The sequence below is a fragment of the Micromonospora fiedleri genome (assembly GCF_016774385.1).
In the GTDB taxonomy this organism is placed as follows: Bacteria; Actinomycetota; Actinomycetes; order Mycobacteriales; family Micromonosporaceae; genus Micromonospora; species Micromonospora gifhornensis.
In genome coordinates this window covers 195257-212101 of sequence record NZ_JAETXL010000006.1, presented here as the reverse complement: position 1 = coordinate 212101, position 16845 = coordinate 195257, and the positions used below count along the sequence as shown (strand labels likewise).

The following is a 16845-nucleotide window of genomic DNA, read 5'->3' as shown; positions in this document are numbered from 1 at the left end:
CCGACCTGAGGCAGGTAATGATGGCCGCTCGTACCCTTGACCCGGTTCGCATCCTCGTCGTGGACGACGACCCGGGTGACGTGCTCATGATCGAGGAGGCGCTCTCCTCCTCCGACGTCGACAAGGTCATCGACGTGGTCGGCGACGGTCAGGAGGCGATGGAGTTTCTGCGCCGCGAGGGCCGGCACACCGACGCGCACCGCCCGGACGTGATCCTGCTCGACCTCAACATGCCCCGGATGGACGGGCGTCAGGTGCTGGGCGAGGTGAAGGGCGACGCGGACCTGCGCACCATTCCGATCGTCGTACTGACCACGTCGAACGCGGACACGGACATCATCAGCAGCTACACCCTCCAGGCCAACGCGTACGTCACCAAGCCGATCGACCTCGACGACTTCAACGACGTGGTGCACCGCATCGACGAGTTCTTCGGCCGGGTGGTCGTGCTGCCCAAGCAGCGCCCCTGACCCGTCCTAGCTCAGGAGTGCGGCGACGATGGTGTTCGCCCGCTCCTCGTGCTGGGCGTACGCGTACGGGAAGGCGGAGATCTGCACGGCCTGCGCGGCCAGGGTCAGGCTCATCTGCTCCCAGCCGGGCACTTCCAGCAAGGCCTCGTAGAAAACGCGGGCCGAGTACGCGGGACGCATCAGGTCGCGGACAGTGCCCCAGCCGCTGCTCGGGCGCTGCTGGAACAGCCCGACCGAGTCGTGATCCCAGCCGATGGCCTGGTGGGGGTAGTTCTGCGACTCGGGCAGCACGCCGCTGGCGTAGTTGAGCAGGGTGCTCTCCTGCATCGCGGTGGCGACGGCGACGACCAGGCCCTTGCGCGGGATCTTCATGTCGACGCCGACATCCACGATCACCTTGGCGTTGTCCATCTGCGCCTGGGTCAGCCCGGCGACCGGCCTGGGGCGGGGTGGCTTCGTCGGCTTGGCCGTCGTCTTCTTCGGCTTCGGGGTGGCGGACGGCTTGGCGGTGGGGGAGGCGGACGGGCTGGGGCTGCTCGACGGGGTGGGGGAAGGGCTGGTGCGTTCCAGGGATCTGGAGGCGGCACTGTCCTCGGCGGCCAGCACGCGGTCGGCCACGGCCTCGGCCACCTGAGGGCGGGGGGCTTCGTCGGTGTCGCGGGTCGACGCCACCGCCACCGCGGTCACGCCGAGGCAGCAGGCCACGCCGGTGGCCAGGGCCATCCGGAGCCCGGTGCCGCCCAGTGCGGCGGCGATGCCGCGACGGGGCGCAATCGCGGCGCGATGCCGGCCGGTCACCCTTTCGGGTGATGAACCATCGGCCGACTGGCTCACCTGTTGCTGTGGGGGCAGCTTCTGGTCGAAGTCGTCGTCGGGGTGCATCCGCCGAGGTTAGAGAGGTCTCGGCGTCCTGCCACCCGGGTGGCTTGATGGCATGAGTCACATTTTGCGGCTAGCGGCCGGGTGATTCCCCTCAGCGGCGGCGATAGCCGACGATCGGCAGCAACCTGCTATTTCCACCATGACCGGAATGTCATCGAAAAGCAGCAGGAAAAGGTGATCTTGGTTGACGTTTTGACCGCATTGGTCGGCATCCACCGAACGACCGACCCCGCCATCGGCCCCCCAGGGCGGGCACCTGGGACAGTCGGCCCAGCCCCTGGACGATCCCGATCCGCGTGTCTGGCACGCCCCGAAGCTGATCCGGCCGGGGCAGGAGCCGGCCCGAGGCGGGCCAGCCGCCCGACGGAGGCTGCTTAATGCCGCCCGTTCTCGGCCGGGGTGACGGTGAGCCGGTGGCGGCCGCCGTCGTCGCGGGAGAACGGCCACAGCCGGTCGGCGTGCTCGACCAGTTCGGCGAGCTGCTCACGGCTCAGACCGACCGAGGAGATCGAGGCGTGCACGTCGGCCCGGTACCGCCCGTCGTCGTCGCGACCCAGCTTGGCCTCCGCGCGTACCTGCACGGTGTGGGCCTCGTCGGTGATCCCGCCGGCCGCCTCCACCGCGGCATGGTGCAGGCAGGACGCGTACGCGGCGGCGAGCAGCTGCGAGGGGGTCAGCCCCGTGCTGTGTGGTGCCAGCGGTGAGGCGAGGGTGGTGGACAGCGCCTCGTCGTCGGTGTGAATGTGACCGCCCTCGGCGGTCGCGGCGGCAACCTCGTTCAGCCAGGAACTCGGCATCGCGTTCCTCCCGTCACTCACCGCCCGGCTACCCGACGCCGCCCCGGTGAAACCGGAACTCACCCGCCGTGCCGGCTCCACTGGGCCCCGACCACCGCCTCGGTGGCCTCGGCGGCCGCCTGCTCCGTCCACGGGCTCACCGCGCGCTGTCGCGGCAACAGCGGCTCGTGCATCGGCACGTACACCCGGGCGTCCACCACCTCGGCCAGCAGCAGCGCCGCGACCAGGCTGCTCGGCCGCAGCAGCGGCTCCTCGGCGAGGCAGCGCCGACACATCTCGGCCACCTCGGCGGGCAGCCCGGGCACCTCGGGCAGCGGCTGCGGCGGCTGCCGCCGCTGCGGTCCGAGAAGCTGGGTGACACTGTCGGCGGTGTACGGCAGCCGCCCGGTCAGGCAGTAGTAGAGCAGCACGCCGAGGGCGTACATGTCGGCCGCGGGCGTGCTGGGCGCCCGGCGCAGCTGTTCCGGGGCCAGGTACGCCGGCGTACCGACGACCATGCCTTCGGGGACGGTGTCGGCGGAACCGGCGGGCGTGGCGATGCCGAAGTCGAGCACCTTAACCCCGGACGGCGTGAGCATGACGTTTGCCGGTTTGACGTCGCGGTGCACGATGCCGTGCCCGTGCGCGGCGGCCAGGGCGGCGCTCACCTCCGCGCACACCCGCACTGCGATGCGCCAGTCCAGCGGGCCGGCGCGCAGGTGAGCGGCGAGCGTCTCGCCCTGCACCAGCTCCATCACCAGGTACGGCGTCTCCCGGCCCGGAATGGTGGCGCAGGTGCCGAAGTCGTGCACGCTGGCGATGTTGGGATGCGCCAACCGGGCGGCGGACCGCGCCTCGGCCCGGATCCGTTCCACCGACGCCGTGCCGTCCGGCTGATCCGGGGACACCAGCTTGACCGCCACCGGCCGGTCCAGCACCGTGTCGTGGGCCCGCCAGACCTCCGACATGCCGCCGACACCGATGCGCTGTTCGAGCCGGTACCGCCCGTCCAGCGTTCTCATCGACCGCCCCTTGCCCTCGCCTCGCGCCCGCCTCACCGGCGGCTTCGGCACCCGTACCCGGCCGCCGATCAGGGCAAACCGGCCTGAGATCGCGGTCGGTGCGTTAGCGTGCGAGCCGGGAGCGCGATACCAGGGAGTCTGGAGGGATACGGGTGATGAGTGAGGTGACCGTACGTTTTGTCGGTGGCCCGGCCCACGACCTGGTTCGGGAGCTACCGGCCGGCCCCGACGGTGCTCCGCCCCGCCTGTGGGTGCTGCGGCGACCGGAGGCGGCGCCCACCCCGGCCGCCGACCACCTCTACGCCCGCCAGCGGCCCGACGGCACGGTCTGGACGATGCGCTACGTGCGCACCGACCCGGTCGGGGTGACCGAATGACCCACCGGTACGCACAGCACACTCACAGAATCCGCACAAGCCGTCTCCAACGCGCCGGACCACGATGAGGTCATGATGACCGAGAGGGAGGCCGGGCCGGGACGGGTCGAGCTGCGCCGGCCCGACGGCGAACCGGTCCGGGTGCTGGTGGTCGACGACGAGCCGACCCTGACCGACCTGCTGTCGATGGCCCTGCGCTACGAGGGCTGGCAGGTGCGCGCGGCCGGTGACGGCATGGGCGCGATCCGCGCCGCCCGCCAGTTCCAGCCCGACGCCGTGGTGCTCGACGTGATGCTTCCCGACCTCGACGGCTTCGAGGTGCTGCGCAAGCTGCGCGAGGACAACGCCACGGTGCCGGTGCTCTTCCTGACCGCCCGCGACGCGGTGGAGGAGCGCGTCGCCGGGCTGACCGTGGGCGGCGACGACTACGTGACCAAGCCGTTCAGCCTGGAGGAGGTGATCGCCCGGCTGCGCGCCCTGCTGCGCCGCTCCGGCTTCGCCGTCACCGCCCGGCAGGACGCGGTGCTGACCGTCGGTGACCTCACTCTGGACGAGGAGAGCCACGAGGTACGCCGGGGCGGTCAGCTGATCACCCTGACCGCCACCGAGTTCGAGCTGCTGCGGTACCTGATGCGCAACCCCCGTCGGGTGTTGAGCAAGGCGCAGATCCTCGACCGGGTGTGGAACTACGACTTCGGCGGCCAGGCCAACGTGGTCGAGCTGTACATCTCGTACCTGCGCAAGAAGATCGACGCCGGTCGGCAGCCGATGATCCACACGCTGCGTGGCGCCGGATACCTGCTCAAACCGGCGGAGTGAGCGTGCTGCGCCGCTGGGTGGCCGGGTGGTCCCTGCGGACCCGCCTGGTGGTCACCCTGGTTGCCCTGCTGGCCGTGGTCAGCCTGGCCATCGGCGGGATCACCACGGCGGCGCTGCGGGAGTTCCTGGTCTCCCGGCTCGACGAGCAACTGCTCCCGATGGCGGGGATGCGCGCTCCGACGCCGTGGGAGCCGGGGCCGGGTGCCCCGTCCTGGTCCGACATGCGGGTGCCGCGCGGCTTCCCTCCGGGCACGATCAACGCCCGCGTCGTCGACGGGCAGGTCACCGAGGCGTGGACGCTTGCCGACCGGCAGGAGCAGGCGGTACCTGTCGACGAGGTCGCCGCGTTGGCCACGGTGCCCACCGACGGCCGCGCGCACAGCCGTGACCTCGGCGACCGAGGCAGTTACCGGCTCGTCGCCCGGCAGTCCACCGCCGGCGCCGTCCGGGTGCTCGGCGTGCCACTGTCCGGGGTGCAGGAGACCGTGTGGTGGATGGTGCTGGCCCAGGCCGGCGTCACCGCCGCCGGGCTGCTCGTCGCCGGCACCGCCGCCACGGTGATCGTCCGGGCCACCCTGCGCCCGCTGCGCCGGGTCGCCGCCACCGCCGGCCGGGTCAGCGAACTGCGGCTGGACCGCGGCGAGGTGGCGCTCTCCGAACGGGTGCCGACCGCCGACACCGACCCGCGTACCGAGGTGGGGCAGGTCGGTGCCGCGCTCAACCGGCTGCTCGGGCACGTCGCCGCCGCGCTCGCCGCCCGCCAGGCCAGCGAGACCCGGGTACGCCAGTTCGTCGCCGACGCCAGCCACGAACTGCGTACGCCGCTGGCGGCGATCCGCGGCTACGCCGAGGTGGCCCGACGCGGCCACGACCAGGTACCCGCCGACGTGGCGCACGCCCTGCGCCGGGTCGAGTCGGAGAGCACCCGGATGACCAGCCTCGTCGACGACCTGCTGCTGCTGGCCCGGCTCGATTCCGGCCGCCCCCTGGCGGTCGAGCCGGTCGACCTCACCGCGCTGGTGGTGGACGCGGTCAGCGACGCCCACGTCGCCGGCCCCGACCACCGCTGGCAGCTCGACCTGCCCGACCAGGTCATCCGGGTGCCCGGCGATCCTGCCCGGCTGCACCAGGTGCTGGCGAACCTGCTGACCAACGCGCGGGTACACACCCCGCCCGGCAGCACCGTCACCACCAGCCTGCGGCTGGCCGGCGAGGTCGCCGAACTCAGCGTCACCGACGACGGCCCCGGCGTCCCCGCCGAACTACGGGCCGAGGTCTTCGAACGGTTCGCCCGCGGCGACAGCTCCCGCTCCCGCGCCCACGGCAGCACCGGCCTCGGCCTGGCCATCGTCGCCGCGGTGGTGGCGGCCCACCACGGCAGCGTCACCCTCGACAGCCGGCCCGGCCGCACCGTGTTCACCGTCCGGCTGCCCGACCCCACCCTGGACGGCGGATAGCCGCCCGCCCCGCCCACCAGGGCGCTGTCCGGGCCGGTCACCGAGCTGCCGCTCGGGCGCGGCAGCGGGGCGGACGTCGCCGCAGCGGGGCAGACTGGCGACGTGTATCGGGAACGTCCGGCCGGGGTGGCCGGGGCGGTGTTGTGGACCAGCAGCGCCCCGGCGCACCCGCGACCCGTCCGGGTGCTTCCCGACGGATGCCTGGATCTGCTCTGGTCCAGCCGGCTCGGGCTGCTGGTCGCCGGGCCGGACCGCACCGCGCACCTGAGCACGAGCGCGCCGGCCGAGCGCTGGGTCGGGTTGCGCCTGCCGCCCGGTGTCGGTCCGGCCGTCTTCGGAGTCCCCGCCGTCGAACTGCGCGACCAGCGGGTGCCCCTCGCCGACCTCTGGGGTGCCCGAGCGGCAGGCATCCTGGCCGACCAGGCGGCCGACGCGGCGTCGTCGTCACCCGCGCCGCCCCGACCACCCGAGGCCGACGCTGCGCCCGGGGCCGACGCTGCGGCTCAGTCCGACGCGGCGGTGGGCCGTGGCGCTGCCGACGCCGGGCTGTACGACGTCGGCACGCTCCTGGCGGCGGTGGCGGCCCGCCGACTGCGGGCGGCCGGCGGAGCTGACCCGCTGGGCCTGCGGGTGGCCGCCGCCTTGGCCACCGGCGCCACCGTGGCCGAGACCGCCGCCCGGGCCGGGCTCGACCAGCGCAGCCTGCTGCGACACAGCCGACACCTGTTCGGGTACGGCCCGAAGACCCTCGCCCGGATCCTGCGGATGCGCCGGGCGCTGGCCCTGGCCCGGGCGGGCATGTCGCTGGCCGAGGTGGCCGCCCGGACCGGCTACGCCGACCAGGCGCACCTGACCCGCGACGTGCGCGCCCTCGCCGGTGTGCCACCCACCGCACTGCTGACCACCTGAACCGGCGGGGTTCAGGACTCGGCAGGCGGCAGCGGGGCGAAGAGGTCGACGGCGTTGCCGTCCGGGTCGTGCACGACGGCGTAGCGCTGCCCCCATACCGCGTCCCAGGGCGGCCGGTGACCTTGACCACCCGCCGCGGTGAGTTCGGCGTACCACCGGTCCACCTCGGCCGGGTCGGCGCAGCGGAAGGCCAGCGCGGTGCGCGCGCCACCCACCGGTGGGGTCCAGTCCGGGTCGAAGGAACGGATCGTGGCGACGTCGTCCCAGGCCAGCCGCAGACCGTTGGGCAGCCGTACCTCCACGTGCGGTTCGCGTTCCGCGTCCGGCGGGATGTCGATGCCGAGCCGACGGTAGAAGGCGACGGTGCGGGCCAGGTCCGTGCTGACCATGCCGATGAGGTCGAGTTCTGGGGTCATGGCCGCAGGCTACGACGATCGTCGGCCACCGTCTTGAACGAAACGGACGCCAGATGTGGGCGTTGTGCCCGACAGGACGCCGAAGATCGGCGTACGGTGGCAGAAGTCCGGCTAGACCCTAAATATGAGATTTATTGTGGTGAAGTCGGGGTTCGACACGGCGAGGGAAAGGAGCGGTCGGTGAACCACTTGGCCTACCTGGACGCGGGATCCGGCAGCCTGATCGTGCAGGCGGTGGTCGGCGGGGTCGCTGGCGTCGCGGTCGCAGCCAAGCTCTACTGGCGCAGACTGGTCAGCCGGTTCCGCCGCCAGCCCACCGACCAGAGCTGACCTGGCATGGCGATCCCGCACCTGCGCCACCCCGCACCGCCCGGCACCCCCTCCACCCGCCCGGACCTGCCCGGCCCCGACCTGCCCGCCGAGCCCGGCAGTGACCTGAGCGCTGCGCTCGGCACCGACCTACGCGCCGAGCCCGGCTCGTTCCGCGATCCGGCCAACCGGGTCCTCTACGCCGGCCAGGACGTGCTGCGGGCGCTCGACGAGACCGCGGCGGCGCACTGGCGGGCCCTGGCCGGCAGTGACTTCTTCCCGCCGCTGATGGCCGCCGGCAAGGTCTGCGGCACCGAGGAGATGCCGGCGGCCACGGCACCGCAGCGGTGGGCGGCGGTGCTGCGGCACGACCGCATCCCGTTCGTGTCCCACCCGTACGAGTGGTCGTTCACGATGCTGCGCGACGCCGCGCTGCTGCACCTGGAGATCCTCCGGGAGGCCCTGCCGGCGGGCTTCACCACCAAGGACGGCTCGGCGTACAACCTGCAGTGGCGGGGGACCGAGCCGGTCTTCATCGACGTGGGGTCGTTCGCCCCGCTGCGTGAGGGCGAGCCGTGGGCCGGCTACCGGCAGTTCTGTCAGACACTGCTCTACCCGCTGCTGCTCAACGCCCACCTCGGGGTCGACTTCCGCCCGTGGCTGCGCTCGCAGGTCGACGGCATCGAACCGGACCAGATGGGCCGCCTCTTCCGGGGCGTACGCCGCCTGCTGCCGGGCGTGTTGACCCACGTCCACCTGCACGGCAGCGTGCAACGGCGCAACGCCGCCCGCACCACCACCGACGTACGCGCCCAGCTGCGCGACGCCGGCTACAGCCGCGAGCTGGCGCTGGCCACCGTACGCGGGATGGAGAAGCTGGTCCGGCGCCTGGACCATCAGCCACCGACCAGCCACTGGGTGGACTACCAGCGCACCTGCGGCTACTCCGAGGCCGACCGGTCGACCAAGGAACGCTTCGTCACCGCCGCGCTGACCAGCGCCGCCCAGCGGCGACTCGTGCTCGACCTGGGTGCCAACGACGGCCGGTACGCCCGACTGGCCGCCGCGCACGCCGACTACGTCGTCGCGGTGGAACAGGATCCGGCGGTCGTGGACCGGCTCTACCGCGCCCTGCGGGGCGAGGGCGAGCGGCGGGTGCTGCCGCTGGTGATGGACCTGGCCGACCCGTCACCCGGCGGCGGTTGGCGCGGGACCGAACGGGCCTCCTTCGCCGCCCGCACGGGCGCGGACACCGTCCTGGCCCTGGCGCTGGTGCACCACCTGGCGATCGGTCGCAACGTTCCGCTGCCCGAGGTGCTGGCCTGCCTCACCGCCCTGGCCGCCCCGGGCGGCCGGCTGGTGGTGGAGTTCGTCCACCCCGAGGACCCGATGGCCCGCCGCCTGCTGGCCAACAAGCCCGACGGGCTGTTCCCGGACTACCGGCGGGACGCCTTCGAGGCGCTGCTCGCCGCGCGCGGCACCGTCGAGGATCGGCTGGAGCTGCCGTCGGGCAGCCGGACGCTGTACCGGGTGGCCCTGGGTGGCTGACCGGCCCGGCACCGCGCAGCGGACGCGTCGCTGGCGGTGGGGGTGGGGCGGCTGGCGGGCCGAGGTGGGTCGACTGCTGGAGGTGGCGGCGCTGCTCGGCCTCGTGATCACCCAGCCGCTGCTGGACGTGCTCGGGCGCAGTCCGGACTTCTTCCTGTTCCACCGCGCCGACCGCCGGGAGATCCTGCTGCTGGTGGCCCTGGTCGCGGTGCTGCCGACGGTGGCGGTCGGGTTGCTCGGGCTGGCCAGCGGGCTGCTCGGGCCGACCGTGCGGGCGGGTACGCACACCCTGCTGGTGGGCCTGCTGGTCGCCGCGTTGGCCGTGCAGGTCGGTCGGCAGCTCACACCGCTGCGGGGCGTACCGCTGCTGCTGGTGGCCGGAGTGGCCGGCGCCGTCGGGGCGTACGCCCATCGGCGCTGGCGGGCGGCGGGCCGGGTGCTGCGGGTGGCCGGCGTCGGTCCGCTGATCTTCGTCGGGTTGTTCCTGTTCGCCTCGCCGACCGCGCCGGTGGTGCTGCCCCGCGGTGACGGCGGCGCGGCCGGCACCGCCACCGGCAACCGGCATCCGCCGGTGGTCCTGCTGGTCCTCGACGAGCTGCCGCTGGTCTCCCTGCTCGGCCCGGACGGCGGCATCGACGCGCAGCGGTTCCCGCACTTCGCCGAGCTGGCCGCCGCCTCCACCTGGTACCGCAACGCGACCGGGGTGAGCGGCTGGACGCCCTACGCGCTGCCGGCCATGTTGACCGGTCGCTACCCGGCGCAGCCGTACGCCCCGCACTACTCGCACTACCCGGACAACCTGTTCACCGCCTTCGGCGGCCTGTACGACATCCGCGCCGAGGAGAGCATCACCCGGCTGTGCCCGCCCAGCCGCTGCGAGCAGCCGGTCATGCCGGAGCAGGGGCTCGGCGTCCTGGTACGCGAGACCGGCCAGCTGCTGCGCCAGGTGACCGCGCCGCAGGACAGTCGGATCGATCCGGAGAACTCCTACCGGGAACGCACCGCCGAGGAGGCGGGCATCGACGCCGCCGAGCCGGTGCCGGACGACCCGAAGTTCCGCTGGGACAGCCTGAACGTCAACCAGCCGGCCCGGTTCACCAGCTTCCTCAACGGCCTGACCCCCGCACCTCGACCGACGCTGCACTTCCTGCACCTGCTGATGCCGCACTCGCCGTGGGCGTACCTGCCCTCCGGGGCGCGCTACGAGGCGCCGGAGGAGTTCCCCAACGAGGGCGACGGCTGGGTGGACCTGGCCCGCGCCCGTCACCTGGCACAGCTCGGCTACACCGACCGGCTGATCGGCGAGACGCTGCGGACGCTGCGCGAGACCGGCCTGTGGGACCAGGCGCTGGTGGTGGTCACCGCCGATCACGGGGTCAGCTTCACCAAGGGCGCGCAGGGCCGGGGGATGGACGCCATCCGGGCCGCTGCCGACGAGGTGGCCTGGGTGCCGACCTTCGTCAAGACGCCGGGACAACGCGCCGGCCGGGTCGACGACCGCAACTGGGAGCACGTCGACCTGCTGCCCACCATCGCCGACGAGGCCGCCATCTCGCTGCCGTGGCGGGTCGACGGCCGCTCCGCCCGTCAGGCGCCGCGCACCGAGCCGGGCAAGGTGTTCTACGACCGGCCTGCCGAACCGACCCCGATCGGTGGCGGCGTGCCCGATCCACTGCCATCGCCGGCCCTGCATCCGCTGGTCGGCACCGCCGTGGCGGACGCTGCGCCCGGCGGCACCGTCCGCATCGGCGGCCAGGACGGCTTCCGGGCCGTCGACCCGGACAGCGGCCAACTCCCGGCACTGATCTGGGGCACCCTGCCCGAACAGGTCCCCGACGGCACGCTGCTGGCGGTAGCCGTCAACGGCACCGTCGCCTCGGTGGTGCCGGTGGTCGCCCCCGACCCGGCAGGACGGCGTTTCGCCGCCCTGATCGCCGACGACCGGTTCTTCCGGGCCGGCGCGAACCGCCTCGACCTGTACCTGGTCGAGCCGGCCGGCGGCCTGCGTCAGCTCACCATCTCCTGAGTCGCCGCACAGTCCCGTTTCGACCGGGAACTTCCACGCTCCGTGCGCTCTCCGTGCCTATGCGTCCTGATCGTCGGGGTTTCCCCGCCGCCTGGTCGGGAATCGGGTGACGCATACCTCACCGCAGAACCACGGCGGGCGGTGTTGTCGCAACCGCAATTACGGTAGAAGCGAAGGCAATTCAACGTAGATCTGCCGGCGAAGCGAGGAACACATGACGGAAGTCAAGCTCGATCACCCCGGCGGGCAGCTGTCGATGCCGGTACATTCCGCGGTCGAGGGCCCCGCCGGCATCGGTGTCGGCAAGCTCCTGAAGGAAACCGGACTCACGACGTACGACCCCGGTTTCGTCAACACGGCCGCCTGCTCGTCCGCGATCACCTACATCGACGGGGACGCGGGCATCCTGCGTTACCGGGGTTACCCGATCGAGCAGCTGGCCGAGAAGAGCTCCTTCCTGGAGGTCTCCTACCTGCTGATCTACGGTGAGCTGCCGACCAGCGAGCAGCTGACCGAGTTCAGTGAGCGGATCCGTCGGCACTCGCTGCTGCACGAGGAGATGCGCCGGTTCTTCGACGGCTTCCCCCGGGACGCGCACCCGATGGCGGTGCTCTCCTCGGCGGTGAGCGCCATCTCCACGTTCTACCAGGACAGCCTGGACCCGTTCGACGCCCAGCACGTGGAGATGTCCACGGTCCGGCTGATGGCGAAGGTCCCGACCATCGCCTCGTACGCCTACAAGAAGTCCATCGGTCAGCCGCTGCTGTACCCGGACAACTCGCTGGGCTACGTGGAGAACTTCCTGCGGATGACGTTCGGCGTGCCGGCGGAGCCGTACGAGGTGGACCCGGTGATGGCCCGGGTGCTGGACATGCTCTTCGTCCTGCACGCCGACCACGAGCAGAACTGCTCCACGTCGACCGTACGGCTGGTGGGTTCCAGCAACGCCAACCTGTTCGCCTCGGTCTCCGCCGGCGTGAACGCCCTGTTCGGCCCGCTGCACGGCGGCGCCAACCAGGCGGTGCTGGAGATGCTGGAGCGGATCCAGGCCAGCGGTGGCGACGTGCAGTCCTTCGTCCGCAAGGTCAAGGACAAGCAGGACGGCGTCAAGCTGATGGGCTTCGGCCACCGGGTCTACAAGAACTACGACCCGCGTGCCGCGATCGTGAAGAAGGCGGCCCAGGACGTTCTCGGCCGGATGGCCAAGCCCGACCCGCTGCTGGACATCGCCATGGAGCTGGAGGAGATCGCCCTCGCCGACGACTTCTTCGTCTCCCGGCGGCTCTACCCGAACGTGGACTTCTACACCGGCCTGATCTACAAGGCCATGGGCTTCCCGACGAAGATGTTCACCGTGCTGTTCGCCCTGGGCCGGCTGCCCGGCTGGATCGCACAGTGGCGCGAGATGATCAACGACCCGGAGACCAAGATCGGTCGGCCGCGGCAGATCTACACCGGTGCCACCGAGCGCGACTACCTCCCGCTCGAGAAGCGCTGACCCGTAAGGAAGGGCCCCTTCTTAACGCCTGGCGTAGAGGAGGGGCCCCTTCTTAACACGCGAACAACACGGACGGCCGCCGCCCCGGATTCGGGGTCGGCGGCCGTCGTGGTCCGCGAGGAGGGGGTTGTGCCCCGCGGGCTAGTGGTACGGATGGTCGTCCTCGCCGCCGGCCGTGGTGGGCAGCGAGCCGAGGACGTGGTCGATGACGTGGATGCGGGCGTTGGTCGCCTGGTAGTCGGCGCACACCGTCTCGGCCTCGTTGCCGAACCGGGCAACCGGCCCCTGAGCGGTGACGGTGAGTTCGCCCTCGGCGACGGTCTTCACCGTGCCGGCGGCGACCATCTCGGCGACCGACATCGGCGCGGTCAGCAGATGTTCGCGCAGCAACTCACGTAGTTCGTCGGTGTCGTGCAGCAGCAGCTCGTCGAGGTTGGTCCGGGAGAACTTCTCGGCGAACGCGTCGTCGGTGGGCGCCAGGACGGTCACCCCGGTCAGCTCACCGGCCAGGCCCGTGGCCCGGACCGCCGCGTCGAAGGTGGTCAGCACGGGAATCCACTGCACGGCCTGATCGGCGGGCATGCCGGCGAGCGACTCCGGGTTTCCCGGCTCGGTGCCCGCCGGCAGCTCCGCGCAGAGTGGACCGGTGACGGTGAACGCGACGGGCGTGATCCCGTCGACGTCCGTCGCGTCGCCACCGGTGCACCCCGTGACCGCCAGCAGCGTGGCCAGAGCCAGCCCTGCGGCCGGGCCGGCCCGTCGGACCCGCCGTGGTGTCGGCCTCATGGTGTCGAGGAAGACGTCGGTCACGGTGTTCTCCACTCCGCACTTGGTGTACCGGCAGGCCGGGCGCGGATCCGGCCTGCCGGTACGTCTGTTACCGGTTCAGGTCAGCGGCTCAGAGGCGAGCGCACTGGCCGATCTTGAGGCCCCGAACCGTGTTGGGGACCTCCAGGTTCGCCGGCTTGACCTCGTTGCTGGTGCAGGTGAGCAGACCGGTGAGGGTGTTGCCCGCCACCAGCGGCGCTCCGACGACGCCGTTGGCCACGTTGGCCGGGCCGCTGGCCTTGGTGCCGTGCAGCAGCACCGGGCCGCTGATCTTGTTGCCGACCATGATGACCGGACCGTTGGTGTTGAGCACGTTGACCATCGCGTTGACCTTGCTGTCGGTCAGCACGAACCCGGCCGCGCGGTCGGCGTGGACCAGACCGTTGATCGTGCTGCCGGTGGCGATCAGCGTGGCGCCCCGCTTCACCGTGATCGCGCCCCGCACGGTGGCGTCGGCGATGCAGGTGACACCGGAGACCGTCAGCGCACCCTTGCGGGTACCGGTCACGGTCGGCATGATCCGCTCACCGGCGACCAGGCCGGCGACGGCCTGCTCGTCGAGCAGCAGCGGCACCAGACCCCGCTCCGGCTGGGACAGCGGAACGATGTAACCGTCGGCGGTCTTGATGACCTTCCAGCCGTGAGCGGCGAGCCGCTGGGCCACCGTGGCGCCCTGGCCACCCGGACCGTCGGTCCGCGCACCGTTGTACTGCTCCTCGGTGAGCTTGTACGCACACGGCGCGTGCTTGATGATGTTCTCCTCGCGCGGCGCGTCGACCGGCGGCGGAGCCTCACCCGGGTGCGGGGCGGGGTACGCCTTGATCTCCCGGGAGCCCTCGAGAACGATCTGTCCGGTGTTGGCGGACTGGAACTTGATCGCCTCGGCGCGCGCCTTGGTGACCTTGTCGAGGTTCGCCACGTGGTATTGGAGGAACTGGTTGAACGTCCACAGACCCGAGTAGGTCTTACGACGACGGTTGTTGGCGGTGTTGCTCTCGTTCGGCCGGGTCGGGCCACCGGAGCTGCGCAGCTCCAGCAGAGAGTTGACCACGTTCTTCAGGCCGAGGGTGTTGCGCAGGATCGTCTCCTGCCCCAGACCGACGTTGGCGCCCGGGGTGCAGCCGTACGGGCAGGCCCACCAGCCGTCCTTGGCGCCCTGGGTGTACATGTGGCCTTCGATCATGTCCTGCGACTGGTCGAAGATGCCCTGCGCCACGTTCGCGTGCCGCGGCGACAGCATCGGCAGGTCACCGGTGTTGCTGTTGCCGTACTCGTGGCCGTCGTAACCGGCGATCGGCCGGTAGTCGCGGACCATCGCCATGAAGGCCTGGGTCTCCGGCTGACGGATCAGCGAGTGGTCCCGGTTGAGGTCCTGGCCGGTGGAGTTGCCCCGGCTGTTGGCCGCCCGGCCGTCCCCGTTGAGGGTCGGCACGATCAGCATGGTGGTCTTCGACAGCATGTCGAGGGTGGCCGGGTCGCTGGTGAAGGCCAGCTGGCGGGCCATGATGAGGCACGCCTCACGGTCACCGGGCTCGTTGCCGTGCACGTTGCAGTTGACGACCAGCGGGTTCGTCGCGGCCACCGCGTCCGGGGTCGCCGGCGCCTTCGGGTAGCCGATGATGAGCATGTTGATCGGCCGGTTGTTGACGGTACGGCCGATCTCCGTCACGCGGACCCGGTCGCTCAGCTCGTCGACGGCCGCGGTGTACGCGTACTCGTTGACGTCGCTGGTGTACTGGGCACCCAGCGTCTGCTCCCACTGCGTACGCAGGCTCTGACCCGGGAGGTTCGGGTCGCCCCAGTGCGGCTTGGTGACACCGGCGACGGCGGCCGAGTACGGCTGCGCCTCGGTGCCGAACCGCGCCCGGACCCGCCACTGGAAGCGGTCACCGGGAGCGAAGCCGGCGTCGGCAAAGGTCGGCTTGTCGTTGTTGATCTGGCGGTTCGGTCGCCAGACACCGACGATCACGCCGTTGCCGGTGGGGGTGCCGTCCTCCGCGACGGGCGTCCGCTCGATCTGGTAGTCGGTGGCGCCGTCGACGTGCGTCCAGGCCAGGGTCGCGTACCCGTCACCCTGGACCACCGTCACGTTCTGAACCTGGTTCGGCTCCGCCTGCATCTGCAGCGCGGTGGCGGCCGGCTTCCCGTATGCCAGCGCCGGCAGCGCCGTCACCGCGAGGATGGCGGCAAGTAGGCTGGAGAAGACACCGGCCTTTGTCCGTCTGTATCTCAAAGGGATCTCCAAACAGGAGGTATGGCTGGGTGTCAGACAGCACACCCGCCGCGGACTGGGCGCGGGGCCGGCAGCTGGGATTCTTGAGGATCATCTGAGGTTCACCTCACATTCCGGCTCTGACCGCCGGCTCAGTCGACCCGCAATCGATATCCCACTCCGCGTACGGTCTCCACCAGTCGGGGGTTCTCCAACTTGCCGCGCAACGCCGCGACGTGGACGTCGAGGTTGTGCCGGGTCGCCCAGGTGGTGTGCCACACCTCCAACTGCAACCGGTCCCGGGGCACCACCGTCCCCGCCTGCCGGGCCAACGCCACCAGCAGGTCGAACTCCTTGCGGGACAGGGCGACCTCCCGCTCGTAGATCCAGACCCGGCGGGCGTCGACGTCGATGCGCAACGGCCCGATCTGAAGAGCCGTCGTCGCCCGCACCGCACGGCCGGTCCGCCGCATCACCGCATCGATACGGGCCTGCAACTCGACCATCGAGAACGGCTTCACCACGTAGTCGTCGGCACCGGCGCGCAACCCCGCCACCCGGTCGTGCTCCTCCGCGCGGGCGGTCACCGCGATGATGGCGACCTCCTCGTTGTGCTGGCGGATCCGCCGGCACACCTCCAGACCGTCGCGGTCCGGCAGGTTCATGTCCAGCAGAATGAGGTCGACCGGCTCGGCCTCGGCCGCCTCGGCCGCCGTGAGCGCCTGCACCACCTCGTGCCCCCGTCGTCGCAGCGCCGAGGCGAGCCCCGCCGACACACGCAGATCGTCTTCCACCAGGAGCACCCGCACCTACATCCTCCTCGACCCGCCCCCGCTGGATGTACGCGAGTCTGTCGGATGTGAACGTGCGTTGACCAGTGCGGATACAAGATCGTAACGCTAGAAACGGCTACCCGAACGGCCCTGGCGGCGCCCGGACACTGCGGACGGTCATCCTGTGGCTACCGTGCGCGCCTGGCGTAACGACACCTCTCGACCCGATCCACCACCGCCCAGCCCACGGTCGTCACCCCCCGTGACAGCTCCACCGCCCGGCCGTCCGTGCACTGTCCCCTTTGCTCTGCTTCAACCCACGCAACAGTCACTCACCGTGCGGGACGCTGTGCGGCTGTTTCGCGCGCCCGCCGGATCCGCCCAGCTCAGGCGCTATTGCGTGGGTTGAAGCAGAGCAAAGGGCGGCGGGGCAATAGTCGCTGATGACCGCATCGGTCACGCAACGCCACATCTCTGTCCGTGACACCACGGCCCCGCGATCCCACACTCTGCGACACCACCG

The 16845-nt window shown here is 71.5% G+C and carries 16 protein-coding genes; 9 read left to right on the top strand and 7 right to left on the bottom strand.

Translation table 11 applies throughout. From position 1 onward, the window contains the following. Window positions 1-17: 17 nt before the first annotated feature. Window positions 18-470, top strand: a complete 453-nt coding sequence (locus tag JMF97_RS18050; RefSeq protein ID WP_203222616.1) for a response regulator — start codon at window positions 18-20, stop codon at window positions 468-470. A 6-nt stretch (window positions 471-476) separates the two neighbouring features. On the opposite strand, the gene JMF97_RS18045 is transcribed toward JMF97_RS18050, so the two are convergent. From JMF97_RS18045 to JMF97_RS18035, 3 genes are all read right to left on the bottom strand, one after another. Then, entirely contained in the window at window positions 477-1352 is an 876-nt protein-coding gene (locus tag JMF97_RS18045; RefSeq protein WP_203222615.1) for a hypothetical protein, read from the bottom strand. A gap of 374 nt (window positions 1353-1726) precedes the next feature. Beyond that, window positions 1727-2149, bottom strand: coding sequence for an OsmC family protein (locus JMF97_RS18040; protein WP_013734432.1), 423 nt, complete (start codon window positions 2147-2149; stop codon window positions 1727-1729). 59 nt (window positions 2150-2208) lie between these two features. Then, complete coding sequence (locus JMF97_RS18035; protein ID WP_203222614.1) at window positions 2209-3150, bottom strand: serine/threonine-protein kinase; 942 nt, start codon at window positions 3148-3150, stop codon at window positions 2209-2211. A 155-nt stretch (window positions 3151-3305) separates the two neighbouring features. Between JMF97_RS18035 and JMF97_RS18030 the strand changes: the two genes are divergently transcribed. From JMF97_RS18030 to JMF97_RS18015, 4 genes are all read left to right on the top strand, one after another. Beyond that, window positions 3306-3527, top strand: a complete 222-nt coding sequence (locus tag JMF97_RS18030) for a DUF8847 domain-containing protein (protein ID WP_013734430.1) — start codon at window positions 3306-3308, stop codon at window positions 3525-3527. A 75-nt stretch (window positions 3528-3602) separates the two neighbouring features. Further along, on the top strand, window positions 3603-4346 hold the full coding sequence (locus JMF97_RS18025) for a response regulator transcription factor (RefSeq protein ID WP_412101341.1): 744 nt from the start codon (window positions 3603-3605) through the stop codon (window positions 4344-4346). Window positions 4347-4363: 17 nt separating this feature from the next. Next, the gene (locus JMF97_RS18020; RefSeq protein ID WP_203222886.1) at window positions 4364-5803 is read left to right on the top strand and encodes a sensor histidine kinase; all 1440 of its coding nucleotides are present in this window, start codon (window positions 4364-4366) and stop codon (window positions 5801-5803) included. A 102-nt stretch (window positions 5804-5905) separates the two neighbouring features. Further along, complete coding sequence (locus JMF97_RS18015; protein ID WP_203222612.1) at window positions 5906-6712, top strand: helix-turn-helix domain-containing protein; 807 nt, start codon at window positions 5906-5908, stop codon at window positions 6710-6712. 11 nt (window positions 6713-6723) lie between these two features. Here the strand turns inward: JMF97_RS18015 and JMF97_RS18010 are convergent, their stop codons facing one another. Further along, a complete protein-coding gene (locus JMF97_RS18010; RefSeq protein ID WP_203222611.1) occupies window positions 6724-7128 on the bottom strand; it encodes a VOC family protein in 405 nt (134 codons plus the stop codon). A 180-nt stretch (window positions 7129-7308) separates the two neighbouring features. Between JMF97_RS18010 and JMF97_RS18005 the strand changes: the two genes are divergently transcribed. From JMF97_RS18005 to JMF97_RS17990, 4 genes are all read left to right on the top strand, one after another. Further along, complete coding sequence (locus JMF97_RS18005; RefSeq protein WP_013734425.1) at window positions 7309-7458, top strand: hypothetical protein; 150 nt, start codon at window positions 7309-7311, stop codon at window positions 7456-7458. Between the two features lie 6 nt (window positions 7459-7464). Beyond that, a complete protein-coding gene (locus JMF97_RS18000; protein WP_238359583.1) occupies window positions 7465-8985 on the top strand; it encodes a class I SAM-dependent methyltransferase in 1521 nt (506 codons plus the stop codon). After that, the gene (locus tag JMF97_RS17995; RefSeq protein WP_203222610.1) at window positions 8978-11011 is read left to right on the top strand and encodes a sulfatase-like hydrolase/transferase; all 2034 of its coding nucleotides are present in this window, start codon (window positions 8978-8980) and stop codon (window positions 11009-11011) included. Before JMF97_RS18000 ends, JMF97_RS17995 begins: the two co-directional genes overlap by 8 nt. Window positions 11012-11225: 214 nt before the next feature. Then, window positions 11226-12509 (top strand): citrate synthase, encoded by a 1284-nt coding sequence (locus JMF97_RS17990; protein ID WP_203222609.1) that lies wholly within the window; start codon window positions 11226-11228, stop codon window positions 12507-12509. Between the two features lie 141 nt (window positions 12510-12650). Here the strand turns inward: JMF97_RS17990 and JMF97_RS17985 are convergent, their stop codons facing one another. From JMF97_RS17985 to JMF97_RS17975, 3 genes are all read right to left on the bottom strand, one after another. Next, complete coding sequence (locus tag JMF97_RS17985; RefSeq protein WP_203222608.1) at window positions 12651-13319, bottom strand: fasciclin domain-containing protein; 669 nt, start codon at window positions 13317-13319, stop codon at window positions 12651-12653. Window positions 13320-13407: 88 nt separating this feature from the next. Further along, window positions 13408-15570 (bottom strand): M14 family metallopeptidase, encoded by a 2163-nt coding sequence (locus tag JMF97_RS17980; RefSeq protein ID WP_238359582.1) that lies wholly within the window; start codon window positions 15568-15570, stop codon window positions 13408-13410. A gap of 131 nt (window positions 15571-15701) precedes the next feature. Further along, entirely contained in the window at window positions 15702-16358 is a 657-nt protein-coding gene (locus JMF97_RS17975) for a response regulator transcription factor (RefSeq protein WP_203222607.1), read from the bottom strand. Between the last annotated feature and the right edge of the window lie 487 nt (window positions 16359-16845).

Excerpts from the sequence above, each read along its gene's own strand:
- JMF97_RS18025 (WP_412101341.1), top strand. The coding sequence starts at position 3,603 with ATGACCGAGAGGGAGGCCGGGCCGGGACGGGTCGAGCTGCGCCGGCCC.
- JMF97_RS18010 (WP_203222611.1), bottom strand. The coding sequence starts at position 7,128 with ATGACCCCAGAACTCGACCTCATCGGCATGGTCAGCACGGACCTGGCC.
- JMF97_RS17990 (WP_203222609.1), top strand. The coding sequence starts at position 11,226 with ATGACGGAAGTCAAGCTCGATCACCCCGGCGGGCAGCTGTCGATGCCG.
- JMF97_RS18040 (WP_013734432.1), bottom strand. The coding sequence starts at position 2,149 with ATGCCGAGTTCCTGGCTGAACGAGGTTGCCGCCGCGACCGCCGAGGGC.
- JMF97_RS18030 (WP_013734430.1), top strand. The coding sequence starts at position 3,306 with ATGAGTGAGGTGACCGTACGTTTTGTCGGTGGCCCGGCCCACGACCTG.
- JMF97_RS18045 (WP_203222615.1), bottom strand. The coding sequence starts at position 1,352 with ATGCACCCCGACGACGACTTCGACCAGAAGCTGCCCCCACAGCAACAG.
- JMF97_RS18000 (WP_238359583.1), top strand. The coding sequence starts at position 7,465 with ATGGCGATCCCGCACCTGCGCCACCCCGCACCGCCCGGCACCCCCTCC.
- JMF97_RS18050 (WP_203222616.1), top strand. The coding sequence starts at position 18 with ATGATGGCCGCTCGTACCCTTGACCCGGTTCGCATCCTCGTCGTGGAC.
- JMF97_RS18035 (WP_203222614.1), bottom strand. The coding sequence starts at position 3,150 with ATGAGAACGCTGGACGGGCGGTACCGGCTCGAACAGCGCATCGGTGTC.